Source organism: Comamonas squillarum, from assembly GCF_025309455.1.
In the GTDB taxonomy this organism is placed as follows: Bacteria; Pseudomonadota; Gammaproteobacteria; order Burkholderiales; family Burkholderiaceae_C; genus Comamonas; species Comamonas squillarum.
Window position 1 is genome coordinate 2,919,767 of the sequence record NZ_CP104377.1, and the last position, 25,647, is coordinate 2,945,413.

Genomic DNA, 25,647 nt, shown 5'->3' on the forward strand with positions numbered 1-25,647 from the left:
CAAGGCGCAATTCAGAAATAGTCGCAAAAGCGCCGGCCACCCACCTCATGCACCTGCACGGGGATTTCATAGAGGTCGCTGAGCACTTCGTCGCGCACGACCAGCTCGGGCGGGCCTTCGCAGTACAGCGCACCGCCCTTCATCGCGATGATGTGGTCGGCATAGCTGGCGGCAAAGTTGATGTCGTGCAGCACGACCACCACGGTCTTACCGGCATCCTGCACCGCCTGGCGCAGCAGCTTCATCATGCCCACGGCATGGGCCATGTCCAGGTTGTTGAGCGGCTCGTCAAACAGAATGTAGCGCGTGTTCTGGCACAGCACCATGGCGATATAGGCGCGCTGGCGCTGGCCCCCCGAGAGCTCGTCGAGAAAGCGCTCTGCCAGCGGCTGGAGCTTCAAGTAGTTCAGCGCCGCATCCACATGCACGCGGTCCTCTTCGGTCAGCCGGCCCTTGGAATGCGGAAAGCGGCCAAAGGCCACCAGGTCACGCACCGTCAGGCGCAGCGCGCTTTGGTTGTCCTGGCGCAAGATCGCCATCACCCGCGCCAGCGCATCGCTGGCGGTGGTCGTGATGTCTTGGCCCTCGATGCGCACCGTGCCCGAGGTCATCGGCATCAGCCGGCTGATGAGCGACAGTGCCGTCGATTTGCCCGCGCCATTGGGCCCGATGATGGCCGTCAGCCGCCCTTGGGGAATGCGCAGGCTCAGGTCATGCAGCACCGTCGTGGTGCCATGGGTCTTGCGCAGCTTGTCGGTTTCAATCATGGCTGGTCGCTGCGCTCAGCTCTTGGCCTTGCGCACTAAAAGATAGATAAAGGTCAGTCCGCCCAGGAACTCCACCACGATGGACAGCGAGGTGTTGAAGCCAAACAGGCGCTCGAGCACCATCTGCCCGCCCACCAGCAACAAGCCGCCCAGCAGCACCGAGCCGGCCAAGGTGTAGCGGTGCTGGTGGCTGTGCATCAGCTGGTAGGCCATGTTGCTCACCAGCAGGCCAAAAAAGGTCACCGGCCCGACCAGCGCGGTCGAGATGGACACCAAAATGGCCACCACTACCAAGACGCCCATCACCGCGCGCTGGTAGTTCACGCCCAGGTTGACGGCCACCTCGCGCCCCAGCGCCAGCACGTCGAGCATGTGGCGCTGGCGCCAGACCCAGATGCCCACCAGTGCAATCGCCGGCAGCGACAGCAGCAGCAAGGGAAGCGAGACCGTGTTGAAGTTCGCAAACAAGCGGTCTTGCAGCACGGTGAACTCATTGGGGTCCATCACGCGCCAGACAAAGTTGTTGAGGCTGCGAAAAAAGATACCCGCGACAATGCCCACCAGCAGCAGCAAATGCAGGTTGCTGGCCTGGCCCCGGAACAGCCAGACAAACAGGCTCGTCGACAGCAGCACCATCAGCCCCACATTCATGCCAAAGCGCGAGAGCTCCGGAATCTGCATGGCCGCTGCGCCCAACGTAAAGGCCAGCACCGACTGGATCAGCTGGAACAGCGCGTCAAAGCCCATCACCGCCGGCGTCAGGATGCGGTTGTTGGTCACCGTCTGGAACAGCACGGTGGAGACGCCGATGGCAAAGGCCACCGTCCACATGGTTGCCAGCTTCTTGCCGCGCAGGGGCAGCACAAAGCTCCACTCGGCCTGCACCTGGCTGGTCATGAAGTACAGGCTGGCGAGCAGCGCCAAGGCCAGCAGCAGCCACAGACGCCGCGCCGGCGTGCCCAGCCACGAGACAGATGCAGGTGCCGCCACGGCAGGCGAGGTAGACAAGCTGTTCATCTCAGCCTCCCATGCGCTTGCGGCGCGACAGCAGCAGCGCCAGGAACATCGCACTGCCCAGCACCCCCATCACGGTGCCGATCGGTATCTCGTACGGGGCGATGACCACGCGCCCGATCAGGTCGCAGGCCAGCGCCATCAAGGCCCCCGCCCAGGCGACCCAGAGCACGGATTTGCGCACGTTGTCGCCCACCACCAGGCGCACCAGGTTGGGCACGATCAGGCCGACAAAGGGAATGATGCCGACAGTGACGATCACCGACGCGGTGACAACCGCCACCACCAACACGCCCTGGGCCACCAGGCGCTTGTAGTTGAGCCCAAGGTTGGTGGCGAAGTCCTGCCCCATGCCGGCCACCGTGAAGCGGTCTGCCGCCAGCATCGCCAGCGCCGTGATGCCCAGCGACAGCCAGAGCATCTCGTAGCGGCCCTGCACAATGGCCGAGAAATCAGCCGTCATCCAGGAGCGCGCCGCCTGCATCAGGTCAAAGCGGTAGGCGATAAAAGTGGTGGCCGATTCGATCACGCCCGACAGCACGAGGCCCACCAACGGCACGATCAGCGCCGAGCGCAGCCGTATGCGGCTGAGCACCGCCAGGAACAGGGCCGTACCCGCCAGTGCAAACACCGCCGCCAGACCCATCTTGCCGAACACCGGCATATCGGGCCACCACAGGATGCCGATCAGCATGCCCATACCGGCCGATTCGGCCGTGCCCATGGTCGTAGGCTCGACATAGTGGTTGCGCGCCAGCATCTGCATCAGCAGGCCGGCCACCGCCATCGCGCTGCCGGCCAGCAGCAGTGCCAGCGTGCGGGGCACGCGGCTGGCCACCAGCACCTGGGTGGCCAGGTCATCGTCGTTGTGGGAGAACAGGCGCAGCAAGGTCGTCACCGACACATCGCTGACGCCCACCAGCAGGCTGACAAAGGCCAGCAAGGCCAGAGCCGCGACGGCGGGCAGTGCAAAGGCCAGCGCACGCAGCGCAGGGCTGCGCCCGCCGCGTGGCGCTTGGTCGGTCAAGGTCGTCATGCTGTGGCTCGCAACGGGGGCTGGCTCAGCACGCCAATCAGGCCTTGGAGAACGCGTTGATCAGCTGCGTCACATCGTCATGCAACGAGCCGGGGCTGGCATTGCCCAGCAGGTACCAGTTGGCCGAGTTCAGGTAGACGATCTGCTTTTTCTTGGCCGCCTTGGTGGCGTTGACCAGGGGGTTGTCCAGCAGCTTGGCGGCCGATGCGCCTTCGCGGCCAATGGCGGCATCGCGGTCCAGCACAAACAGCCAGTCCGGGTTGGTCTTGAGGATGAACTCGAACGAGATCGCCTGGCCATGGCCAGCCACCTTGATGTCCTTGTTGGCGGCGGGAATGCCATAGACATCGTGCAGCATGCCAAAGCGCGAGCCCGGGCCATAGGCGCTGAGCTTGCCGCCATTGGTCATCACCATCAGGCCGGCGCCCTTGTTGGCCGTCAGGCCCTTGAGCTTGTCGATATCGGCCTGCATCGCGGCCATCAAGGTCTGGGCCTGGGCTTCGTTGCCGACCATCTCGCCCAGGATCTTCAAATGCTTGAAAGCGCTGGCCACCGGCTGGGTGTTGTCCACCGTCAGGTCCAAGGTCGGCGCAATCTTGGCCAGCTCGGCCACCTTGGCGGCCGAGCGGCCACCGGCGACGATCACATCGGGCTTGAGGCCCTTGACCACCTCGTAGTTGGGCTCGAACAGGCTGCCGATGCGGGTGTAGTCCTTGCTGGCGTATTGCTCCAGCACCGGCGGGAACTTCACGACTTCGGGTACGCCCTTGACCTCGGCGCCCAGTGCGCGCAGGCAGTCGAGCGCGGCCAGGTCAAACACCAGGATGGTCTTGGGCTTGACCGGGATCTGCACCGGGCCGCCCGCTTGCTGCACCGTCAGGGTCTGCTGCGCCAGTGCGGCGCCTGCCGCCCAGGGCAGGGTCACCAAGGCACCCAGTTGCAGCAGCGACTGGCGGCGGTTGACGGTAGAGCGAGCGGAGCGCGACATGGAACATCCTTTGGTTGGAAAGCCGGCAGCCCCTGCATGCACCCGACCCAAGACCGTATCGCTACTGTTTTTCTTGCGCCCGCACGCTGAGCCCCAGCGGTTGATGGAATGGAGATATCGCCTGATGCCTGCCAAGCTGCTGCGCCCGGAGGCTTTACACAACTGACACATTTGCGAATCGTTCTCATTTGAATGGTAACACGCTGTTTTGTTCCCCTCGGTTCAAGGCGGGTACAAACCCGCAGAACGATCCAGCAGCCGCCGGACTGTCCCTGATCGGACAGTGGGGCGCAAAAACTGCAGCCACAGCGCCACGCCGGGGCCCCCAGCGGACATCCGCTTTCTACAATGGAGCCACACCAAGCCAGCCCTTCGACTCCGCAGGAGACCGGCCGCCGCATGGTGCCCCTGCCCGCGTGACTCCCCCGACAGCCCCTGCCACTGCCTCTGCCCCACCCGGCAAAGGCCTGATAAGCCCCCATGCCCTTGCCGCGGACAGCGCCGCCCGCCTGCCCGAAACAACCCACACCCCGCCCCCGCGCCGCCCTGGTGAAGGCTCGGCTTTGACCGGCATTGTGCTCACGGTGCTGGCCTGCGCCTGTTTCTGCCTGCTCGATACCGGCTCCAAATACGCGGGCGCGCTGCTGCCGCTGTTGATGGCGCTGTGGCTGCGCTACATGCTGCAATCGGTGTTCACCGTCGGCTGGGGTGTCTACCAGTATGGCCGCAGCGTGTTCCACACCACGCACCCGCGCTTTCAGATTGCGCGCGCTGCGCTGTTTTGCAGCAGCAATGCCTGCGCAATGATGAGCCTGCGCTACCTGCCGCTGGCTGAGTTCACGGCCGTAGTCGCGATGACGCCACTGGCGATGACGCTGGTGGCAGCGCTCTGGCTCAAGCAGCCCGTCAGCCCGCTGCGCTGGGTGCTGGTGGCCATGGGCTTTCTGGGCACGGTGGTCATCATCCGCCCGGGCAGCGCCAATTTCAGCGGCGGCGCACTTATCTGGCCGGCGCTGCAGCTGGCAGCCAACACCGCCTACCAGATCGTCAGCAGCCAGATGGCAGGCAGAGAGCGCCCCGTCACCACCCAGATCTACACCAGCTTGCTGGCGCTGGTGCTGACCAGCGCCAGCATGCCCTGGTTCTGGCAGATGCCGACCACCACCGCCCTGTGGCTGGCGGCGCTGGCCATGGGTGTGGGCAGCACCATTGGCCACCTGATGCTGCTCAAGGCCTATGAGCATGCCAAGCCGGCCACGATCTCGCCCTTTCTCTACAGCCAGATCCCCTTTGCCGTGTTCTCAGGCTGGCTGCTGTACGGCCATATCCCCGACCACTGGGCGGTGCTGGGCATGGTCGCGATTGCGCTGGGCGGCGCGCTCAGCGCCTGGCTGTCGGTGCGCGAATCACGTTAATGCCCGCAGCCACATAGAGACGAAAAAAAGCGCCACCGAAACCTGTTCGGTGGCGCCCTGGGTGTGTTGGTTCCGCTTGCGCGTCAGTAGGCGACCGCCTGGCCGTCCTTGCGCGGATCGGAGCCGGCCGCATAGTGCCCGCCCTCGCGCACAATCAGCTGCGCACCGCCAAAGGCGAACACGCCATGGCCTTCTTCGATGGTCACCTCATGGCCCAGCGCACGCAGCGCGGCAATCACCTGTGGGTCAAAGCCCAGCTCGACGGAGACCTGGTTGCCACCGGTCACGCGCCAGCGCGGTGCGTCTGCAGCGGCTTGCGGGTTCTGGCCATAGCGCAGCACGCGCACAGCCATCTGCACATGGCCCTGGCTTTGCATCGGGCCGCCCATCACGCCAAAGGCCATCTGCGGCGAGCCATCGGCATGCATCGCAAAGGCGGGGATGATGGTGTGCGAGGGGCGCTTGCCCGGCGCCACCTGGTTGGCGTGGCCCGCCTCGGTGGTAAAGCCCGCCCCCCGGTTTTGCAGGCTGATGCCCGTGCCCGGCACGACCACGCCCGAGCCAAAACCCATGTAGTTGGACTGGATGAAGGACACCATCATGCCGCTCTCGTCGCAGGCCGTCAGGTAGACGGTGCCGCCCGGCTTGGGCGCGCCATAGCGGGCAACGCTGGCCTTGCTGCGGTCGATCAGTTGGGCGCGTTCTGCCAGGTAGCCGGGGTTCAGCAGGTCTTGCTGGGGGTGGACGCGCATATGGTCGATATCGGCGTTGTACTGGGCCAGGTCGGCCAGCGCCAGCTTCATTGCCTCGATCTGCAGGTGCACGGTCTCGGCGCTGTCCAGCGGCTGGTCGCCAATGCCAATGGCATCGAGCAGGCCCAGCGCAATCAGCGCGGCAATGCCCTGGCCATTGGGCGGGATCTCATGCACCACCGAGTCGCCAAAGGGCTGGGCCACCGTGCCCACCCAGTCGCAGCGGTGGGCGGCCAGGTCCTCGGCTGTCATCACGCCGCCGTTGGCCTGGCTGTGGGCCGCCATCTTTTGCGCCAGCGCACCCCGGTAAAAGGATTCGCCCAGGGTCTCGGCAATCTCTTCCAGGGTGCGGGCATGCGCCTCGCTTTGGAACCAGCTGCCCGCCTGCGGTGCCTGGCCGCCCGGCGCAAAGCATTCCTTGAAACCGGGCTGGTCGCCCAGCTTGGCCAGGCCCAGCGCCCAGAGCTTGGCAATCGTCGGCGACACCGCAAAGCCGTGGCGCGCATAGTCGATCGCCGGTTGTGCCACCTGCGCAAAAGGCAGCTTGCCAAAGCGCCTGGACAGCTCCACCCAGCCCGAGACCACGCCGGGCACGGTGACGGCATTCCAGCCTTTTTCAGGGATACCGCCGAGCTTGTCAAAGTACTCCGGCGTCCAGCCCGCTGGCGCGCGGCCCGAGGCGTTCAGGCCATGCAGCTCCTGGCCGTCCCAGACAATCGCGAAGGCATCGCTGCCAATGCCGCAACCCGTGGGCTCCACCACCGTCAAGGTCATCGCCGCGGCCAGCGCCGCATCCACCGCATTGCCGCCCGCTTGCAGCATGCGCAGGCCCGCTTGCGCGGCCAGCGGTTGCGAGGTGCTCACCACATTACGGCCCAGGATGGGCGAGCGCTGCGAGGCATAGGGCTGGGCCCAGTCTTTCACGGTGGTCATGTCTTGTCTTTCTGAATGCAAACGAGATGGCAGCCGGGGCAGCAACCGCCGCCCCGGTCTTGAGGTGGCAAGGCTTATTCGAGCGTGATGTGGTTGTCCTGGATCACCTTGGCCCAGCGGGCGCTGTCGGCCTTGACCAGATCCGCAAACTGCGCAGGCGTACCAGGCTTGGCCACATCGGCGCCCAGCTTGGCCAGGCTGGCCACCACCTCGGGATTTTGCATGGCCTTGTTGAAGGCGGCATTGATCTTGGCGGTCAGCTCGGGCTTGAGGCCTGCCGGCGCATAGACGCCAAACCAGGTCACCGACGAATAGCCGGGCAGGCCCGATTCGGCCACCGTGGGCAGCTGGGGCGCGAGCTGGGTGCGCTCGGCGCTGGTCACCGCCAGCGCACGCAGGCGGCCGCTGGCCACATGGGGCATGCCGGTGGGGATGGAGTCAAACAGCAGATGCACCTGGCCGGTGGCCAGATCGCTGATCGACTGGGCCGTGCCCTTGTAGGGCACATGGGTCAGGGTGATGCCCGCCTGGGCTGCAAAGGCAGCGGTGTTCAGGTGCACGATGGTGCCATTGCCGCTGGTGGCGTAGTTCAGCTTGCCGGGGTTGGCCTTGGCATAGCTGATCAGCTCCTGCACGGTCTTGACCGGCAGCGAGTTGGTCACCAGCAGCACGCTGGCGGCATCGGCCACATGGGCAATCGGGGTGAAGTCCTTGTCCGCGCGGTAGGCCAGCTTGGGCATCAGATGCGGCGAGATCGCATGGGTGCTGCTGGTGGTGAACAGCAGGGTGTAGCCGTCGGCGCTGGCCTTGGCGGCCTCGGCGGTGCCGATGGTGCCGCCCGCGCCGGGGCGGTTGTCGATCACCAGCGACTGGCCCAGCTCCTGCGACACCTTTTGCGCCACCACGCGGGCCACCAGATCGGTCGCGCCGCTGGGCGGAAAGGGCACGATGACGCGGATCGCGCGCTCAGGCCATGGGCCGCCTTGGGCTGCGGCAAACGGGGACAGCACAGCCAGCGCCGCGCCAGCCACCAGGCCGGCGAGCATCGGCCGGCGGCCAGGCATGCGAGAGAAAAGAGAATTGGTAGTTGGCATGGTGGTGAGCGAGTTGCATAACATCTGCGAAGCACTCTGCGCTTGTGGCGCGGGCCAGAACAACCGGTTCTTATGCGTCCATGGGGGGTGTGCCATGCGCGCTGGGGCAAAGGCGCCTGCGTGAAGCATTGCATATTAAAAGCCTGTGACAACAGACACCACCACCGATTTGGCAAGGTAGGTTTGCCTATACGGCAATGGGTTTATGCTTAGACCATTCTTTTGCGCAATACCACCATGCCCCACCGCCCACCCACGCATCTGCAAGACACTGCCCTTCGCTACTTCCATGAGGTGGTGCAGTGCGGCTCGGTCAGCGCCGCATCGCTGCGTCTGCATGTGGCCAGCTCGGCCGTCAGCCGCCAGATCAGCGGGCTGGAGGCCCAGCTGGGCACGGCGCTGTTCGAGCGCCATGCGCGCGGCATGCAGCCCACGGCGGCCGGTCAGATCCTGGCCGAGCTCGCGCGCCGCATCAGCCTCGATGCCGAGCAGGCCATCGATGCCATCCATGCGCTTGACAGCCTGCGCGCCGGTCTGGTGCGCATCGCCACCTCGGATGCCTTTGCCAATGAGCTGCTGCCCCAGGCTTGCGTGGCCTTTCAGCGCCGCCACCCGGGCCTGCGCTTTGAGGTGAGCATGGTGCCGACCTTGCAGGTCTCGGCCAAGCTGCTCGCCGGCGAGGCCGATATTGGTCTGCGCTTCAGCATGTCCCCGCTCAAGAACATTGCCGTGGTGCACCGCCAAAGCGCGCCGGTGCTGGCCGTGTTGCCGCCCGGCCATGTGCTGGCGCGCCAGGCATCGCTCACCTTGGCCGAGCTGGCCCGGCATCCGCTCGCCTTGCCGCCGGCCGAGACGGCGATCCGCCAGATGATCGACCTGGCCTGCAGCCGCCAGGGCCTGCAGCTGGACCCGGTGCTGACCACCAACCATGCCAAGACCTTGCTCAATTTCGCGCTGCATGGCGGGGGCGTCACCGTCTCCAGCGAAGTGGGGGTGCGCCATATGCTGGCAGCGGGCAGCCTGGTCGCCCGCCCGTTGACCGATGCCGGCCTGGACCTGCGCGATATCGAGGTGCAAACCTTGGCGGGCCGCCAGCTGCCCGCCGCTGCCCAGGCCTTTTTGGGGCTGCTGGTGCAGGAGCTGCAGGCCGTGCCGAGCCCGCGCTAAAACAGGTTCTTACAGACCCAGCTGCTTGCGAAACGCCTGCGCCTGGCTGAAGTGCCCATTGCCGATAAACGGCACCGGCGGGCGCAGCGCTGACAAGGGCGAGGGGTGGTTGCTGGTCAGCACCAGATGGCCCCGGTCCTGCGGAATCAGCACGCGCTTGCTTTGTGCATGGCTGCCCCAGAGCATGAAGACCACCGGCTTGTCGCCCTCGGCCACCTGGCGGATCAGCGCATCGGTGAGCAGCTCCCAGCCCTTGCCACTATGGCTGGCTGCCTGGCCCTCTTCCACCGTCAAACAGGTGTTGAGCAGCAGCACGCCATGGGTGGCCCATTTGACCAGGCTGCCACCGGGATCGGGGAAAGGCGGGAACGGCACGCCCAGGTCGCGCTGCATTTCCTTGAAGATGTTCTGCAGCGATGGCGGCAGGCGCACGCCGGGGGCCACGGAAAAAGCCAGACCCTCGGCCTGGCCGCGCCCGTGGTAGGGGTCCTGCCCCAGGATCACCACGCGCACGCTCTCGGGCGGGGTCAGGCGCAAGGCGCGCAGTGGCTCGGGCGGGAAGACCACCGCCCCGTCGTCCAGGCGCTGCTGCAGGTACTGCGACAGCTGCTGGCCCTTGGGGCTTGCAAAGAATTGGTCCACCGTGGCTTGCCAGCCGGCAGCCACCTGGTGGTCATGGAGCGCTTCAGATGTCAGTTGCATGCCCGCATTGTGCACGCTGCGCGGGCGCCTCTGCACTATCGCCCTTGGCAGACGGCTTGTTGCGCGGGCAGTGCTGCTGGGTTGAGCAGCGCCACCAGACCGCAGGCGATCGAGCCCTGCCAGTGCACGTAGTCGTGGCCGGTGCTGTGCTCCCGCTGCGTCACGCGGTAGCCCTGGGCCCGCAGCACATCGCCCAGCTCGCGGCTGGTCTCCAGAATGCCAGCTTGGCCGCCGCGTGCGCTTTCGTAGAGGCCCGCATCCAGGTAAAAGCGGACGTCCTTGCGGGGCGCTGCCGCCCACCAGCGCGCCATCGCATTGGGCGCTTCGGCCTGCGGCGCCCACCAGTAGGAGCCCGACAGGCTCAGCACATTGCCAAAGCGCTCCGGGTGGCGCAGCGCCATATAGCTCGACGCCAGACCGCCATAGCTGGAGCCGGCAATCACCGTGCGAACCGCTGGCACGTCCAGCCCCTGCTCAGCCAGCCAGGGCATCAGCTGCAAGCCCATGAAATCGGCAAATGCCGGATTGGGCGGCAGCTCGGTATTGCGCAGCTCACTGCTGGCATTGGCCACCAGCACCACCCCCGTCGGTGGGATCAAGCCCTGCGCCTGCAGCCGCTCGGTGATCTGCGGCGTGGGCACCTGGCGCAGATAGGCATGGGCATCGAACAGTACCAGCAAGGCGCGCTGCTCCGGGGTGGCCTGGGCCCAGCCAGCAGGGCGGTAGATCCAGACATCACGGCCATTGCCCAAGGCTGCCGAATGCAGCCAGTGGCGCTGCAGATCGCCGGGCAACGGCGTGCTTGCCGGCTGCGACCAGGGCTGCGCTGGGGCATCGGGCAGCTCCAGCACCGAGCGGCCCTGGTAGCGATCCACCGCAGCAGCTGCGCCATCCGAAGCAGCCCAGCTGCGCGGGTTCAAGGGGTCACGCTGCAAGGTGGCCAGAATGCTGCGGCGCTGCTCGATCGCCGTGCCTTCGATGTTGGGCACATCGGGCGCCATGCCATAGCTCAGCCGGGCGTCGCTGGGCATCACAAAGCTGCTCCACCAGACATCCGAGTTGCCCAGGCGCTGCAGCGATTCATGGTTGCCCGAGGGGCTGCCAAACAGGCGCACGCTGTGCTGCGCGCTACGCCACAAAAAGGTGACCAGCCGCTCCTTCTCGCTCCAGGGCTCCACCAAGGGCGTGCCGCTCTTGGCCATCTCCTGCCAGAACGCATCGCTCGTGCCACCGCGCTCCAGATCGCCCGCCAAGGCCTGCAGACGCGGGCTTTGCAAGGGCTTGTTGGGCAAGGCCACCGACGGGTCAGCGCGCGGGGGCCAGGCGCGCTGGATCTCTATGCGGTAATGGCCTGCAGTGGCCTGCGCCGGCAGCTGGCCTGCCCCTGCGCCGCCGCTGGCGTAGGCGATGGCCGGCTGGGCATTCCAGTGCAGCACCAGTTGCTCACCCGCCTGGGCCTGCCAGGAGACGCCCTCCCCCACCCCATCGCTGCGCAGCAGGCGCCGCAGATGCCGGCCTGCCGCATCTTGCAGATCCAGCTGCACACCGCTGCCGTCCACCTCCGCACGCACCACGCTGCCGGCGGGCACCTGCCGGGCATCGAGCTGCCAGCGCTGCTGGGCGCCGGGGGCCAGCTGGCCTTGCACCGTTTGCCCGACAGCCAGGGGCTGCGCAGGCGGAACTGGCGCCGGCATGCTGGTGCATCCGCCCAGCACGATCAGCCCCAGCGCTGCATGGGCAGCGAGCCCGCGCAGACGAGACGGTGGAGGACCAAAGGCGCTGGGCGCTGGGGGGACATGGCGATCATGGATACTCATGGACAAACAATGGCAAACAGGCTGGCGCCCCTTGCTGGGCAGGGGCCGCTAGCCGGGTGGGAATGGGGAGCTACGCACAAAACCCATTGCCTGAAATTTAGAAATGGGAATTATTCGCAATTGATACTAGCACAGCGCCAGCGCTGGCCGACCCACCGAACTACACGACAAGCTATGCCCCACCGACAAAACCCATGGGCCCAGGCCCTGGCCGCTGCCTGTTTGTTGCTCAGCCTGGCAGCTGGCGCGCAGACCGGCAGCAGCGCAAACACCACCACCACCACCACCGAGCGGGAGATTCAATCGCTGTTCAAAGCGCTGCAGCAGTCGGGCTGTGAATTTGCCCGCAATGACCAGTGGTACAGCGCCAGCGAGGCCAGCGCGCATTTGCAGCGCAAGTACAGCTACCTGCAAAAAAGAGCATTGGCGCCCACGGCCGAGGACTTTATTGCGCGTGCGGCCAGCCAAAGCAGCATGTCGGGCAAGCCCTATCTGGTGCGTTGCCCCGGCCAGCCTGAAACGCACAGCCAGCGCTGGTTTGAGGCCCAGCTGGCCAAAACACGCGCAGCCCGGTAGCGGCCTTGCACCGCTACTGGTGGGTGGGCTGCTTTAGGCGAACAGCTTGGCCAGTGCGTCGCCCGGCTCATCGGCGCGCATAAAGGCCTCGCCCACCAGGAAAGCGTGGATGCCGGCATCGCGCAGGGTCTTGACATCGTCCGGGCTGGCAATGCCCGACTCGGTCACCAGCAGGCGGTCGGCAGGCACCTGCTTTTGCAGATCCAGGGTGGTCTGGATGCTGACTTCAAACGTGCGCAGGTTGCGGTTGTTGATACCGATCAGCGGCGTCTTGAGCTTGAGCGCACGCGCCAGCTCGGCGCCGTCATGCACCTCGACCAGCACGGCCATGTCCAGGCTGCGCGCGATCTGCTCCATCTCGGCCATCTGGGCGTCGTCCAGGCAGGCGGCGATCAGCAGCACGCAGTCGGCGCCCATCGCGCGCGATTCATAGATCTGGTAGGGATCGACCATGAAATCCTTGCGCAGCACCGGCAGCAAGGTGCTGGCGCGCGCCTGCTTGAGAAAATCAGGCTCACCCTGGAAGAACTGGCGGTCCGTCAGCACCGACAGGCAGGCGGCACAGGTCTTGCCATCGCCCACCATATAGCTCTGGGCAATGTCGGCGGGGTCAAAGTCGGCACGGATCACGCCCTTGCTGGGGCTGGCCTTTTTCACCTCGGCGATCACGGCGGCCTGGCCTTGCGCAATCTTGGCGCGCAGCGCGCCGACAAAGTCACGGGTCAGCACACGGCTTTCGGCGTCGCGGCGCATGGCCTCGAAGGGGATGCGCTTCTTGGCGTCGGCCACTTCGATAAGCTTGGCGTCGCAGATGGTTTTGAGAATATCGGACATAGTTTTCCTAGTGTAGGGCGGCCCGCTCAGGCGGCCAGTTGGCGCGTCAGCGCCACCAAGTCCTGCAGTTTTTGCAGGGCCGCACCGCTGTCGATGGCGGCGCGGGCGCGCTGCAGGCCATCTTCGATCGAACTGGCCACATTGGCCGCATAGAGCGCCGCGCCGGCATTGAGGCAGACGATATCGCGGGCGGGGCCCAGCTCGCCTTGCAAAATACCCATCAGCATGGCCTTGGACTGCTCGGCATTGTCCACGCGGAAGGCGCGGGTACCCACCATCTGGATACCAAAGTCTTCCGGATGGATCTGGTACTCGCGCACCACGCCGTCCTTGAGCTCGCCCACCAGCGTGCTGGCACCCAGGCTGATTTCGTCGAGGCCATCGCGGCCATAGACCACCAGCGCATGCTCGGCGCCCAGGCGCTGCAGCGCACGCACCTGGATACCGACGAGGTCCTCATGGAAGACGCCCATCAGGATATTGGGTGCGCCGGCCGGGTTGGTCAAGGGGCCCAGGATATTGAAGATGGTGCGCACGCCCAGCTCCTTGCGCACCGGGGCCACGTTCTTCATCGCCGGGTGGTGGTTGGGCGCAAACATGAAGCCGATGCCCACCTCGGCAATGCTCTGGGCGATCTGCTCGGGGCTCAGCTGGATATTGACGCCCAGCGCTTCCATCGCATCGGCACTGCCCGATTTGCTGGAGACACTGCGCCCGCCATGCTTGCTGACCTTGCCGCCAGCCGCGGCAATCACAAACACCGAGCAGGTCGAGATGTTGAAGGTATTGGCGCCATCGCCACCGGTGCCGACGATGTCGACCAGGTGCTGGCGATCAGCGACATGCACCTTGTTGGAGAACTCGCGCATCACCTGGGCGGCGGCGCTGATCTCGCCAATGGTTTCCTTCTTGACGCGCAGGCCCGTCAGGATGGCGGCGGTCATCACCGGGGAGAGTTCGCCCTGCATGATGATGCGCATCAGGTGCAGCATCTCGTCGTGGAAGATTTCGCGGTGCTCGATGGTGCGCTGCAGCGCTTCTTGGGGGGTAATCGACATGGAGGTTCTCGCTGTATTTGGGGGAAGGTCAGGCGCCGGGCTTGTCGCTCAGCGCCAGCTTGAGGCCAAAGCCAATGAACATGGCGCCCGCCGCGCGGTCGAGCCAGTGCAGCCGCTGGCGCAGCCAGCCCGCGCGCCGCGCCATGCCAGCGCCCATCCCCACCCAAAGCACATTGACAGGTATGGCGTTGAGGTTGAAAAGCAGGCCCAGCGCGGCAAAGGCCAGACTCTTGTGGGCATAGTCAACGGCGATGAACTGTGGAATAAAGGCCAGAAAGAAGATTGCGACCTTGGGGTTGAGCACATTGGTCCAGAAGCCGCCCCAGAAGATGCGCGCCAGGCTGGTATCGGGCTCAGACAAGCCCGGCTCCGTACCGGCAGGTGCCACCAGCTTGCTATTGCTTTTGCTGCGCAGCATCTGCACGCCCATCCACAGCAGATAGGCCGCGCCCAGCCACTTGAGCACGCCAAAAGCGGTGGCTGATGCCGACAGCAAAGCACCAACGCCCAGCGCAGCGGCCGCCACATGCACCATGCAGCCGGCGGTGATGCCGGCGCTGGCCACCAGGCCGGCACGCCAGCCCTGGCGCGCCGCATGGCTGAGCATGTAGAACACGTCCGGCCCTGGGGTGAGGTTGAGCAGCCAGCCAGCTGCCATGAACATCAGCAACTGGTGCAGCTCGATCATCAGCGCTGCTCCAGAAAGTTCTTCAGCATCGCGTGGCCATGCTCAGTGAGGATGCTCTCGGGGTGGAACTGCACGCCCTGGATCGGCAGGCTCTTGTGGCGCACGCCCTGGATTTCGCCGTCTTCACTGGTGGCAGTCACCTCCAGGCAATCGGGGCAGCTGCTGCGCTCGATCACCAGCGAGTGGTAACGGTTGACGGTGAACTGCGCAGGCAGATCGGCAAACACACCGGCTTGCGTGGTCGTGATCACGCTGGTCTTGCCATGCATTTGCTGCACGGCCCGCACCACCTTGCCACCAAAGGCCGCGCCAATGGCCTGGTGGCCCAGGCACACGCCCAAAATCGGCAGCTTGCCGGCAAAGTGCTGGATCGCCTCGATGGAGATACCGGCTTCGGCCGGCGAGCAGGGCCCGGGCGAGATGACCAGCCAATCGGGCTGGTGGGCGGCGATGGCCTCGAGCGAGGTCTCGTCATTGCGCACCACGACGACCTCGACCCCCAGCTCACCGAAGTACTGCACGATGTTGTAGGTGAAGCTGTCGTAGTTATCGACCATCAACAGTTTTTTCATCGTCACTCCCGGGGTTTGCCGCCCGCCTGCAGGCGGGCGAGTTCGCGGTGCTCGTAGGCGATGTAGGCCTCCATCATCGCGCGGTAGATGGCCTCGATCACATCGGGCTGGCCGCCTTCGAGTGCTGCGCGTTCACGCACGCGGGCAACGATGGTTTCGATGCGCTCTTCATCGCGCACCAGCTCGGGGTTGTTCTTGACCTTGGCGGCCTGGGTCATGTAGCCGCCGCGCTCCACCAGCAAAGGCACCAGGATGTCGTCGAGCGCATTCACGTTGCGGCGCACATCGGCCATGGTGTTGCAGTCTTCTACTTTGTCGATAGCGCGGGTCATTCCAGTCCTTCCTCAACGAGTTCAGCGGCACGCAACAGTGCGCGTGCCTTGTGTTCAGTCTCTTTCCACTCCAGCTCGGGCACCGAGTCGGCGACCACGCCGGCCGCTGCCTGCACATAGAGCATGCCGTCCTTGATGACCCCGGTGCGGATCGCAATGGCCAGGTCCATGTCGCCAGCAAAGCTCAGGTAACCGCAGGCGCCGCCATAGATGCCGCGCTTGACCGGTTCGAGCTGGTCGATCACCTCCATCGCATGCACCTTGGGCGCGCCCGACAGGGTGCCAGCTGGGAAGGTGGCCTTGAGCACATCCATGCTGGTCATGCCGTCTTTCAAAATGCCCTCGACATTGCTGACGATGTGCATCACATGGCTGTAGCGTTCGACCGCAAAGGCCTCGGTCACCTTGACCGAGCCGGTCTTGGCAATGCGGCCGATATCGTTGCGCGCCAGGTCGATCAGCATCACATGCTCGGCGCGTTCCTTGGGGTCGTTCACCAGCTCCTGCTCGGTGGCCTTGTCTTTCTCTGGCGTGGCCGCGCGCGGCCGGGTGCCGGCCAGCGGGCGGATGGTGATCTTCTGCCCTTCTTCGACCTGCTCCTGGCGCACCAGAATCTCGGGGCTGGCCCCCACCACCTGGAAATCGCCAAAGTGGTAGTAGTACATATAGGGGCTGGGGTTGAGCGAGCGCAGCGCGCGGTACAGCGACAGCGGGTTTTCGGTATAGCGCTTCTGGATGCGCTGGCCCACCTGCACCTGCATGAAGTCGCCCGCGGCAATCATCTCCTTGGCCTCCAGCACAGCCTTGAGGTAATCGGCTTTCGCAAAGCTGCGCTCGGACGGGTAGCTGTCGCCAGCCTTGATCTGCGGCACGCTGACCGAGTAGCGCAGCTGCTCCTTGAGCTGGCGCACGCGCTTCTTGGCCTTGGAATAGGCCTCGGCCTCGGCCGGGTTGGCGTAGACGATCAGGTAGAGCTTGCCCGAGAGGTTGTCGATGACGGCGACTTCTTCGCACTGCAGCAGCAGGATGTCGGGCGTGCCCAGGCTGTCGGGCGGGCAGCTGTTCTCGAGCTTTTTCTCGATGTAGCGCACCGCGTCATAGCCGAAATAGCCGGCCAAGCCGCCGCAAAAGCGCGGCAGGCCGGGCGACAGCGCGACCTTGAAGCGCTTTTGGTAGTCGGCAATGAAATCCAGCGGATTGCCCGCATGGGTCTCGACCACCTGGCCATCGGTCACGATCTCGGTGCGGGCATCGGCGCCAAAGCCGCTGGCGCGCAGCAGGCTGCGGGCGGGCAGGCCGATAAAGCTGTAACGGCCAAAACGCTCGCCGCCAACGACGGATTCGAGCAAAAAGCTGTGCTTGCCATCGTCATGCGTGTGGCAGAGCTTGAGGTACAGGGAGAGAGGGGTTTCCAGATCCGCAAACGCTTCTGCGACGAGAGGAATGCGGTTGTAGCCTTGGTTGGCCAGACTTTTGAATTCGAGTTCGGTGATCACGAAGAACCATCCCCAGCTTGAGCAGCGCACGCTGGATGTGTGCGTATCGTGCGCTGCAGTTCATCTTTGGTGGACTGGTCTTGCAACCAGCCCTCGGGCGCACGCTGGGGCGTGTTACCCAGCGGCAGTCAAACAGTCATAGATACAGGCTTACGCCAGGGCCAAGCTCCCCGGTCGGAACGACCTGTAATGACTGCGTGATGGATGAACATGGCGCCTAGTGTAGCAAACGAATCCACAAATGACGGTGTAAAAACCAGAAAACAGGGGATTAACCAGAAAACGGAGGATTTCAGCGCGGCAAGCCCGCAACTGCCCCCCCGCTGGCCTGCAGACTGCCCCGCTGCAGCCGCTGGTGCTGGCAGCGCTTAGGCTGCAACGCGCCCACCAAGCGATCGACGACCTGCTGGGCCTTGGCCGAGTTATCGCCCGAGAAATTGCAGACATAGACATCGAGCGTGGCATGGCCCAGCTCCGGCCAGGTATGGATCGCCACATGCGACTCGGCCAGCAGCACCACGCCAGTGACGCCACCGGGCTGGCCGTTGTGGCTGGGGAACGGCACCCAGCTGTCATGCATGCGCGTCAGCCCCGCATCGGCCACTGCCTGGTTGCACAGCGCAGCGAGCGCCTGCGCATCGACCAGCCAGGCCGCAGGGCACTGGCAGTCGTACAGGTCGGCGGTCAAATGCAGTCCGTCCACGTCTTGCTCTTCTCAGTACCGGTCTGGGCGGCGCGGCGCCTCAGGCCTGCAGCTCGCTGAGCGCATCGACATAGCCGGTCGCCGCCACCTGGCGGATCGGCTGGCCATGGTTGTAGCCGTAGCTCACCAGCACCACCGGGCAGCCCGCGTTGTGCGCCGCCTCGGCGTCGTTGCTGCTGTCACCCACCATCAAGGTCAGTGCCGGCTTGCTGCCCAGCGCCTCGCAGGTCTTGAGCAGCGGCAGCGGATCGGGCTTCTTGCGCTCAAAGGAATCGCCGCCAAACACATGGTCAAAATAGTCGCGCAGGCCCTTGGCGCGCAGCAGCGGCTCGGCAAAGGCCAGCGGTTTGTTGGTCAGGCAGGCCATCTTCAACCCCTTGGCGCGCCATTGCGCCAGCCCCTTCTCCACACCGTCATACACCCGGGAGAAGCGGCCATTGATGGCCAGGTAGTGGTGCTGGTAGCGCTCCCAGGCCTGCGCATAGCGGTTGTCGATCTCGGTGGCCGGCACCGGCTGGCCGACCAGTGGGTGCACCTGGGCCAGCACATGGGTCAGCACCGCCCGCAGCAAGTGCTCCGAGCCCTTGCCCACCATGGGCTCAATGGTCTGCACACCAATCGCCGGCAGCTGCAGATCGGCCAGCATGCGGTTGAGCGCCTCCACAAAGTCCCCCATGGTGTCGACCATGGTGCCGTCGAGGTCGACGATGACGGCTTCGCAGCGCTGCAGGGTTTTGTTCACTTCAGTCATTAGAGATTCTTTCGGGCCCAGCCGGTGATTGTGCCGCAGATCATCCAGTGCCTCAGTTCCCGGTGGCCATGCATCTGCGGCCAATGCCGCTCATCGCCTCTGCCCTTCCGCTCGTCGCCCGTGTCCGCTTATTAGCAAAGTATTACCTATGATTCATTTCATGAAACATGGGCAATGGTCACTGCTGCGTCGGACATCCGGCTTTACCGCCATCGAGCTTTTGGTGGTGATCGCCATTGTGGCGATTCTCGCTTCGCTGGCTCTGCCCAGCTTCAAGGGCTTAACCGAACGCTGGCGTGTCCGCAGCGCAGTAGAAGATCTGCAGTCCACCCTGTACTACGCCCGTTCAGAGGCCATCCGGCGCGCGGGCAATGTGGTCATTGTCAAAAAGGCCGATGGCGATGGCTGCACCAATGCTGGAAGCGACGCGCAATGGGGCTGCGGCTGGTTGGTGTTTGTCGATACCAACCGCGATGGCGCCCAGAGCGGCACTTCAGAAATCACACTGCAGCAAACCAGTGCGCCGAAACGCACCGAAGTGGAGATCAGCAGTGCGGGCACCACCATGAACGCCATGATCAGTGTCGACCGCTGGGGACATTTCAGCAATAACACTGCACAGACCTTCGTCTTTCGGGCTTGGCCGCAAGGATCGAGTAGCAGCGACTCCGCAGCCTCCGCGCTTTGTATCCAGCCCGGTGGCTTGATCAAACGTCTGAACTCAGGCGCCGCAGATTGTCCTTGACTATGCAATGCCCATCGATACGCAGCCCACGGTCTCCCATGACAAGCCCAGATACAGAAAGAAGTCCTATGCGCAGATTGACGAGAATCTCTGCAATGCAGCGCAGCCAGCGCGGCATCAGCTTGCTGGAGTCACTGATCGCCCTGGTGGTCGCCGCCCTCGGCATCTTGGGCATCGTGGGCGTGCAACTGCGAACCCTCAGTGACACGCAAACCAGCGTGCGCCGAGAGCAGGCGATCAGGCTCATCGAAGACCTGAGTGAGCGCATGAAGGTCAATCCCAATGCGATGGCCAATATGAGCAGCTATCTCAGCGATTGGGACGATACACCCAGCCCCAGCAAAATTTGCAGCACCGTTGTTTGCACGGGGGCGGAACTCGCCGTCTACGATGTTTCTCAGTGGAAAGCATTTGTCAGCAGAGCATTGCCACTGGGCGATGCCAATCTCTTCACGTCCGCAGGAGAAGACGTCGCTGCCAACCGTCGTCAGTTAGGCGTGATGATCCGGTGGCGAGAAAACGAGAGAAAAGGGGCCGACAGCGACTACCGCTCCGCCATCAATGCCGCTGCGGACAGCGGCGCGGCCGTGAGCTGCGGCGAAGGCTACACCTGCCACCTGCAGTACATCCCCGTCAGTGCCCGCTGCGCCCCCTACAAGGGCACCAGCACTGCCCGTTTTTTCTGCCCAGGGATTTGATATGCGTACCAAAATTACAAAGGGCTTGAACAGCGTGCCTGCAGCGAATCTGGGCCACTCCCTCCAACCAAGGCACCAAAGCGGCATCACTCTGGTTGAGCTGATGGTCGGCGTCGCCATCGGTTTGATGGTTGTCGCCGTCGCAGGCGGCGCGCTGATGGTTTCGCGCAGCACTTCAGGGACCGTCAGCGATGCCAGCCAGTTGCAGCAACAAGCTGGATATGCCTTTCGCGTCATTGGACAACAACTGAGGCAGTCGGGCTCGCTTTACCTCAACCTCAATGCCACCAAGAATGCTAGCACCGACATTGACCGGTATGCGCTACCGGTGGCTTTCGAGACCAAGGCCATCTCATCAGAACCGGACCGGAATTTTTCCCCCGCCACTGACACCATCAACGGCACAGACACCACGCTCACCGTCGGTTACCGACGCTACAAGGAACCGGTGTACCCACTCAGCGACACATCCCTCGCGACGCAGTCGCTGTCCCGGGATTGCCAAGGTGGCCCCCAGGACCTGGACACGGCGGACAACAACAGCTTTATGCGTATTTCCAGCGCATTCGCACTCAACACCAACAACCTGGTCTGCACGGGAACGTCAGGTTTATCCCAGCCGGTGATTGGCAACGTCGCCAACTTCAGAATCCGCTATCTGCGTATGACCGACATCGCCAGCGGCGCGCCAAAAATCCAGTACGTCAATGCAGCTGGAGTCGGTACCAACTGGGGACAAGTCACCGGTGTGGAAGTCTGCATCGTGCTTTATGGCACCGAGCGCATGAACCTGCCCTCCACGTCCAGCTATACCGACTGCGACGGCACCACCGAGGTTGACTACGCCAGTGCCGACGCCACCGATATGAGCGGCAGCGCCATCGGCGCAGATCGCGCCCAACGCCTGCACATGGTGTTTCGCAGCGTCTACCAATTGCGCAGCCAGGGGCTGATCGGCAATGTGCTGTAACCCGAACCAAGAGCCCTAACCATGCAAGGCAGATTCTTCATTCGCGACCAACGCCCACCACTCAGCCAGCAACGCGGCGTAGCGCTGTTCGTCGTCATCATCTTTGTCATGCTGTCGATGCTGCTGGCCCTGTGGTCGGCTCGTACCTCTTTGTTTGGGGAGATGTTGGTCAGCAATGATGCAGATTACCAGCGTGCCTTCGAGGCCGGACAAGCGCTGCTGCAGGATGCCGAGCTGGACATCCGCAACGAGAATGCTGACGGATCGGTGTGCAGCGGCACTGGCGATGTCTGCCGTCAGAGCACCGCAGACCAGATTCCGCTGGAAGCGCCCTCCGTCGGCAAGCTGCTGGCAACGCTGGACAGCCAAACCTACAAGTGCCGCAACGGCCTGTGCACCAAGCGCCAGGGCAACCAGGATTTCTGGAACAACAGCGATGCCGATCGCGGCGTCACCTTGGCGCAGATGACCAGCACCCCCACCGGCGGTGCTCCCGTCGGTGCGCGTTATGGCCAGTACACCGGAGCGAAGCTGGGCAATGCCAGCAACCCGGCCAACCCCATTCTTGCAGACCGCAGTGCTGCCAACCGCGGCGGCTGGTACTGGATTGAGGTGCTGCCCTATGACGAAAGCAGCAAGAACTCGAACCTGATCGTGGCCGAAGACAGTGCCGGCAACAGCATGGTGGCCAATAACTTTTTGGCGCTGAATATGATTCCGAATGTGGTTTATCGCATCACCAGCCTTGCACATGGCCGCAAGCCCAATACCCAGGTCGTTTTACAGCAGACCTATGCCCGGCAGCGGCTCAAGGACTGAGTCTGTGGCGCTGGATCTTTCACGCTTTACCAGCCACATGCAGGCCTAGTGCCGGGACTGGCTAAAACCCATTATTCGCAGTATTGACAGGAGGCGCTGTGGCTCATAACAACACCCCCCATTTCCGCAAACATCTGCTGGCCTTGGCGGCCTGCGCGGCTTTGCTACCGCAGGGCAGCTGGGCACTGGACCTGGCCAGTGGACCGCCGGGCACCAAAGAGCCCTATGTGGCCCCCAACATCATCATCTCGATCGATGACTCAGGGAGTATGCAATACCGCCTGGACCGCGAAAACCAAAGCGGCGCGAGCAACACCCAGGTGCCAAATGCCGATGGTTCTTGGCCATCGTCAGCCCGGCGTATCAATGTGCTTAAGTACGCCCTTATCGGAAATGGTGGCAGCGGCGGCGTGCTTCGCGATACGTCCCTGCTGCCTGACGGCAAGGTGCGCATGTCTTGGCAGGCCATGTGGAACAACGGCAATGCCTCAGGTGCAGGCAGCGTCGACAGCACCTCGATGAACACCAACTCGATGCGGGTCCTCAATACCAGCCACCGCAACAACTTGATCAGTTTTGTCAACGGCCTCAGCGCCGTGAACGGCACACCCTCACACAAGATGTTCTCGCAGGCTGATGCCTACATGCGACGCCCGCTCTCGACGAACAGCCCCTGGGCGTCGGTCCCTGGAACGACAGGATCGCCTTATCTGGGCTGCCGCCGCAGCTACCACATCATCATGACGGATGGCCGCTGGAACAGTGGAGCCTCCAAACCCAGCCAAACGGACAACGCCACGAACCTAACCTTACCAGATGGTACCGTCTACGGTGGCACCACGGCAGCCGCCCGCGCCAAGAGTGCACTGTACCGCGATGCATTTGACAATACGCTGGCGGACTGGGCCTTCTATAGCTGGGCCGTGCCACCGCACACCACCGGCTGGACTGGCACGATGCAGCCCACGGCTGACTACCGCAAAGCGCCGGCCACCGAGACGTTCACCAATGGCAGCACCACCGCCACCTTGGACCGTTATTGGAACCCCCGCTACAACCCGGCCACCTGGCCGCATATGGTGACCTACACCATCGGTTTCAGTGCGCTGTCCTACACATGGAAGCAGAACTACAGCGACGCAAAGTACAACATCAGCGCTTCATCCAGCATGGTGCCTTTTGGCTATGACGGCAGCTTTCCCGCGCTGGTCAATGGCACCAAGACCTGGCCCGACATGAATGGTGGTGGTGAAGATGTTCGTGCATTGGACCTGTGGCACTCAGCCATCAATGGGCGGGGCCGCTTCTATGCAGTAGAAAAAGGCGAGGATCTGGAGAAGGCCTTCCGCGAGATCTTTGGCCAGATCAACACCCAGACAGATGCCGACCTGACCTCCTCGGTCAGCAGCGGATCGAACGCGGCGCGCTACGATGTGGCCACCTTCACTGCGGGCTACCAACCCGACTCCAACTGGAAAGGCTATGTCGCAGCCAGAACCGTGAACAAGAGCGGCACCAGCACGCCAGCATGGGAGAACAAAACCACCGCCGACTTGCTGGATGCCCGCACCGGTGTGACTGATCGACTGGTCCTTGGTTGGAGTGACCAGTGGGTGACCAAAACCGGCACGACCTCAGGCGACAAAGGTGGTGTGCAGTTCAAGTGGGCCAGCGACCAGACTTACCTGAGCACCGCGCAGAAGGCCAAGATTGGCCTAGCCAGTGCCACCCCTATTTCCACCAGTGGCGAGAGCATTGTGAACTTCATCCGAGGCGATCGCACGCTGGAAGGCTCGGACACCACCGGCTACACCACCGCAAAGCCCTTCCGCGAGCGCAAGAGCCGCCAAGGTGACATTATCAACTCCGGCGTCTGGTACACCGGCGCGCCGTCCGGTACCTACGCACTCCAAGGCTACAGCAGCTTTGTGCAAGCCCAGAAGAATCGCGTTCCTATGGTCTATGTCGGCGGCAATGATGGCATGTTGCATGGTTTCTCAGCCACCGATGGCTCTGAAAAACTGGCCTACGTCCCCAATGGCGCCTTGTCAACGATTAAGAACCTAGCTGGCTCCGGCTATACCCACCAGTACTATGTCGATGGCTCCCCCATGACGGGCGATGTGGAGCTTGGCGGCGTCAAGGAAACCACTCCTGGCACCGAAGCCTATATTGCCGACTGGCGAACCTTGTTGGTGGGCACCATGGGCGCTGGCGGCAAAGGCTACTTTGTGCTGGATGTCACCAACCCGGCGGCTGGCAGCACCTCTAGCGCACCCAGCTTTGCGGCAGCCAATGCCAACACCCTGGTGCGCCTGGACCGGACTCGCGGCGTAGCAGACGCTTTGGATTGCACCGCGCTGACGGGCACTCAGCGCACCGCCTGTATTGCTACCGCTAGCGAGAACAACGACATCGGTCACATAACTGCCAAGCCGGTGATGGACGAAACTGACTTTCTGCGTACCACACAGATCACGCGGATGAACAATGGCCGCTGGGCCGTGGTGATGGGCAATGGCTACAACAGCACCAACCAACGCCCCGTTCTGCTGATTCAGTACCTGGACAAGGGCCAGGAACTGGTACGCCTGCCAGTCACCAGCCAGGCGGCTGGCACCGGCTATGCCATTGACAATGGCCTGTCCGCTCCGCGCCTGATAGACCTAAATGGCGATGGACGGGTAGACATCGCCTACGCCGGCGACAACCAGGGCAACCTCTGGAAATTTGACCTCACCAGTGACGTCGCCAGCGAGTGGAATGTGGCCTTTAGCAGTACGCCGCTGTTCACCGCACGCGGTCCTTCGGCCCTCAGCTCCTCATCGCGCAGCAATGTGCAGCCGATCACTGTTGCACCGACCGCTCGCGCGAACGATCGGGTCAAGGAAGTGACGCAAACAGACGGCACCAAGAAATCTGTACCCGTGGGCGGCATGATGGTGGCATTTGGTACCGGCCGTAATGTGAGCCGAACCGACCCCAGTGATGTTCTGGTGCAAAGCATTTATTCCGTGCTGGACAATACACGCTACCGTGTCCGAAAAACCGAAGGTTCCAGCCAATGGTTGGAAGTACACCCCGGCAAGGCTTGTACATCGTCTGCACCTGCAGAATGTTTGACTGTCCCTGCACCTGCCGCTTTGGGAACGGGGGTGGCTACTGCTGGCCTGGCCAAGCGGGAAATCGCCGAGCTGACGATTGCTGGAGGCGTAGGCGGCCGGGTGGACGAAGTGGACACGCTCGACAAGACCACCTGGGGTACGACCTACAACGGTTGGTACATGGACCTGCCAGCGGTGGGCGAGCGCGCGCTCAAGAACCTGGAGCTGTATGACAACACCAATATCCTGGTTGCCTACACCCAGGTGCCGGCCAAAGGCCTGGATGTGGATGTCACCCGCGAAAGCTGCGACTCCACGTCGGTGGATACCGAACGCCAGTACCGCACCATGCTCAATATCATGGACGGCAAAAAGCCCAGCATCCAGCTGATCAACTTGGGCAGCAATACCTCGTTCAGTGCCTCGGACAACGGCAATGCGTCCCGTGCGCAGGTGGACAAGGGCTCGCACTCGCAGGTCGCCGCATCGGAGACGCAGATGCTCGATATCAGTACCTGTACCGGTGACCGCTGCATCAACAATATGGAGGCACTGCTGCGCATGCCTGAACAAACTTTGCGCCCCAGCTGGCGCCAGCTGCAGTAAGAAGGAACAG

General features: G+C 63.7%; 24 protein-coding genes. 8 read left to right on the top strand and 16 right to left on the bottom strand.

All coding sequences use genetic code 11. The annotated features are described in order from the left end of the window. Nucleotides 1-11: 11 nt before the first annotated feature. Genes N4T19_RS13505 through N4T19_RS13520 form a run of 4 tightly spaced genes read right to left on the bottom strand, consistent with a single transcriptional unit; the run spans nucleotide 12 to nucleotide 3,805 of the window. On the bottom strand, nucleotides 12-767 hold the full coding sequence (locus N4T19_RS13505; protein WP_260718269.1) for an iron ABC transporter ATP-binding protein: 756 nt from the start codon (nucleotides 765-767) through the stop codon (nucleotides 12-14). A gap of 15 nt (nucleotides 768-782) precedes the next feature. Continuing rightward, nucleotides 783-1,784, bottom strand: coding sequence for an iron chelate uptake ABC transporter family permease subunit (locus tag N4T19_RS13510; protein ID WP_116926301.1), 1,002 nt, complete (start codon nucleotides 1,782-1,784; stop codon nucleotides 783-785). Nucleotide 1,785: 1 nt separating this feature from the next. Further along, complete coding sequence (locus N4T19_RS13515) at nucleotides 1,786-2,817, bottom strand: ABC transporter permease (RefSeq protein ID WP_116926300.1); 1,032 nt, start codon at nucleotides 2,815-2,817, stop codon at nucleotides 1,786-1,788. 37 nt (nucleotides 2,818-2,854) lie between these two features. Continuing rightward, the gene (locus N4T19_RS13520) at nucleotides 2,855-3,805 is read right to left on the bottom strand and encodes a siderophore ABC transporter substrate-binding protein (RefSeq protein ID WP_116926299.1); all 951 of its coding nucleotides are present in this window, start codon (nucleotides 3,803-3,805) and stop codon (nucleotides 2,855-2,857) included. A gap of 563 nt (nucleotides 3,806-4,368) precedes the next feature. Between N4T19_RS13520 and N4T19_RS13525 the strand changes: the two genes are divergently transcribed. Beyond that, a complete protein-coding gene (locus tag N4T19_RS13525) occupies nucleotides 4,369-5,220 on the top strand; it encodes a DMT family transporter (protein WP_409935206.1) in 852 nt (283 codons plus the stop codon). Between the two features lie 83 nt (nucleotides 5,221-5,303). Here the strand turns inward: N4T19_RS13525 and N4T19_RS13530 are convergent, their stop codons facing one another. Together N4T19_RS13530 and N4T19_RS13535 are read right to left on the bottom strand one after the other, a co-directional pair. Continuing rightward, nucleotides 5,304-6,905: a gamma-glutamyltransferase family protein gene (locus N4T19_RS13530; protein ID WP_260718270.1), complete on the bottom strand. Its 1,602-nt coding sequence runs from the start codon at nucleotides 6,903-6,905 to the stop codon at nucleotides 5,304-5,306. A gap of 74 nt (nucleotides 6,906-6,979) precedes the next feature. Further along, nucleotides 6,980-7,969, bottom strand: a complete 990-nt coding sequence (locus N4T19_RS13535) for a Bug family tripartite tricarboxylate transporter substrate binding protein (RefSeq protein WP_165841204.1) — start codon at nucleotides 7,967-7,969, stop codon at nucleotides 6,980-6,982. A 267-nt stretch (nucleotides 7,970-8,236) separates the two neighbouring features. Between N4T19_RS13535 and N4T19_RS13540 the strand changes: the two genes are divergently transcribed. Then, nucleotides 8,237-9,166 carry a LysR family transcriptional regulator gene (locus tag N4T19_RS13540; protein ID WP_260718271.1) on the top strand — a complete coding sequence of 310 codons (930 nt, stop codon included), beginning with the start codon at nucleotides 8,237-8,239 and terminating at the stop codon, nucleotides 9,164-9,166. Nucleotides 9,167-9,175: 9 nt separating this feature from the next. Here the strand turns inward: N4T19_RS13540 and N4T19_RS13545 are convergent, their stop codons facing one another. Next, a complete protein-coding gene (locus N4T19_RS13545) occupies nucleotides 9,176-9,868 on the bottom strand; it encodes a uracil-DNA glycosylase (protein WP_116926394.1) in 693 nt (230 codons plus the stop codon). A gap of 35 nt (nucleotides 9,869-9,903) precedes the next feature. Continuing rightward, entirely contained in the window at nucleotides 9,904-11,685 is a 1,782-nt protein-coding gene (locus tag N4T19_RS13550; protein WP_260718272.1) for an enterochelin esterase domain-containing protein, read from the bottom strand. 174 nt (nucleotides 11,686-11,859) lie between these two features. Here N4T19_RS13550 and N4T19_RS13555 point away from each other — a divergent pair, with 174 nt between their 5' ends. Next, nucleotides 11,860-12,261, top strand: a complete 402-nt coding sequence (locus N4T19_RS13555; protein WP_260718273.1) for a DUF5329 domain-containing protein — start codon at nucleotides 11,860-11,862, stop codon at nucleotides 12,259-12,261. Between the two features lie 33 nt (nucleotides 12,262-12,294). Here N4T19_RS13555 and trpC read toward each other — a convergent pair whose 3' ends face one another. The 8 genes from trpC to gph form a co-directional block, all read right to left on the bottom strand. Beyond that, nucleotides 12,295-13,095: an indole-3-glycerol phosphate synthase TrpC gene (gene trpC, locus N4T19_RS13560; protein WP_260718274.1), complete on the bottom strand. Its 801-nt coding sequence runs from the start codon at nucleotides 13,093-13,095 to the stop codon at nucleotides 12,295-12,297. Nucleotides 13,096-13,121: 26 nt separating this feature from the next. Next, the gene (trpD, locus tag N4T19_RS13565) at nucleotides 13,122-14,153 is read right to left on the bottom strand and encodes an anthranilate phosphoribosyltransferase (protein ID WP_116926293.1); all 1,032 of its coding nucleotides are present in this window, start codon (nucleotides 14,151-14,153) and stop codon (nucleotides 13,122-13,124) included. A gap of 28 nt (nucleotides 14,154-14,181) precedes the next feature. After that, complete coding sequence (locus tag N4T19_RS13570) at nucleotides 14,182-14,841, bottom strand: LysE family translocator (RefSeq protein ID WP_260718275.1); 660 nt, start codon at nucleotides 14,839-14,841, stop codon at nucleotides 14,182-14,184. Next, nucleotides 14,841-15,413 carry an anthranilate synthase component II gene (locus N4T19_RS13575; RefSeq protein ID WP_116926291.1) on the bottom strand — a complete coding sequence of 191 codons (573 nt, stop codon included), beginning with the start codon at nucleotides 15,411-15,413 and terminating at the stop codon, nucleotides 14,841-14,843. Before N4T19_RS13575 ends, N4T19_RS13570 begins: the two co-directional genes overlap by 1 nt. Before the next feature lie 2 nt (nucleotides 15,414-15,415). Then, nucleotides 15,416-15,745, bottom strand: a complete 330-nt coding sequence (locus N4T19_RS13580; RefSeq protein WP_116926290.1) for a chorismate mutase — start codon at nucleotides 15,743-15,745, stop codon at nucleotides 15,416-15,418. After that, on the bottom strand, nucleotides 15,742-17,241 hold the full coding sequence (gene trpE, locus N4T19_RS13585) for an anthranilate synthase component I (protein WP_116926289.1): 1,500 nt from the start codon (nucleotides 17,239-17,241) through the stop codon (nucleotides 15,742-15,744). The genes N4T19_RS13580 and trpE overlap by 4 nt, the downstream gene beginning before the upstream one ends. A 292-nt stretch (nucleotides 17,242-17,533) precedes the next feature. Continuing rightward, nucleotides 17,534-17,944 carry an adenosylmethionine decarboxylase gene (gene speD, locus N4T19_RS13590; RefSeq protein ID WP_260718276.1) on the bottom strand — a complete coding sequence of 137 codons (411 nt, stop codon included), beginning with the start codon at nucleotides 17,942-17,944 and terminating at the stop codon, nucleotides 17,534-17,536. A 40-nt stretch (nucleotides 17,945-17,984) separates the two neighbouring features. Next, nucleotides 17,985-18,695, bottom strand: a complete 711-nt coding sequence (gph, locus tag N4T19_RS13595; RefSeq protein WP_260718277.1) for a phosphoglycolate phosphatase — start codon at nucleotides 18,693-18,695, stop codon at nucleotides 17,985-17,987. Between the two features lie 148 nt (nucleotides 18,696-18,843). Here gph and N4T19_RS13600 point away from each other — a divergent pair, with 148 nt between their 5' ends. The 5 genes from N4T19_RS13600 to N4T19_RS13620 all read left to right on the top strand — a co-directional run bounded on the left by N4T19_RS13600 (nucleotide 18,844) and on the right by N4T19_RS13620 (nucleotide 25,637). Beyond that, nucleotides 18,844-19,440, top strand: coding sequence for a GspH/FimT family pseudopilin (locus tag N4T19_RS13600; RefSeq protein WP_269780252.1), 597 nt, complete (start codon nucleotides 18,844-18,846; stop codon nucleotides 19,438-19,440). A gap of 95 nt (nucleotides 19,441-19,535) precedes the next feature. Then, on the top strand, nucleotides 19,536-20,138 hold the full coding sequence (gene pilV / locus N4T19_RS13605) for a type IV pilus modification protein PilV (protein ID WP_182343776.1): 603 nt from the start codon (nucleotides 19,536-19,538) through the stop codon (nucleotides 20,136-20,138). Nucleotide 20,139: 1 nt separating this feature from the next. After that, entirely contained in the window at nucleotides 20,140-21,108 is a 969-nt protein-coding gene (locus N4T19_RS13610; protein WP_182343778.1) for a PilW family protein, read from the top strand. Between the two features lie 21 nt (nucleotides 21,109-21,129). Continuing rightward, nucleotides 21,130-21,927, top strand: a complete 798-nt coding sequence (locus N4T19_RS13615) for a pilus assembly PilX family protein (RefSeq protein ID WP_182343780.1) — start codon at nucleotides 21,130-21,132, stop codon at nucleotides 21,925-21,927. A 98-nt stretch (nucleotides 21,928-22,025) separates the two neighbouring features. Beyond that, nucleotides 22,026-25,637 carry a pilus assembly protein gene (locus tag N4T19_RS13620; RefSeq protein ID WP_260718278.1) on the top strand — a complete coding sequence of 1,204 codons (3,612 nt, stop codon included), beginning with the start codon at nucleotides 22,026-22,028 and terminating at the stop codon, nucleotides 25,635-25,637. Nucleotides 25,638-25,647: the final 10 nt, after the last annotated feature.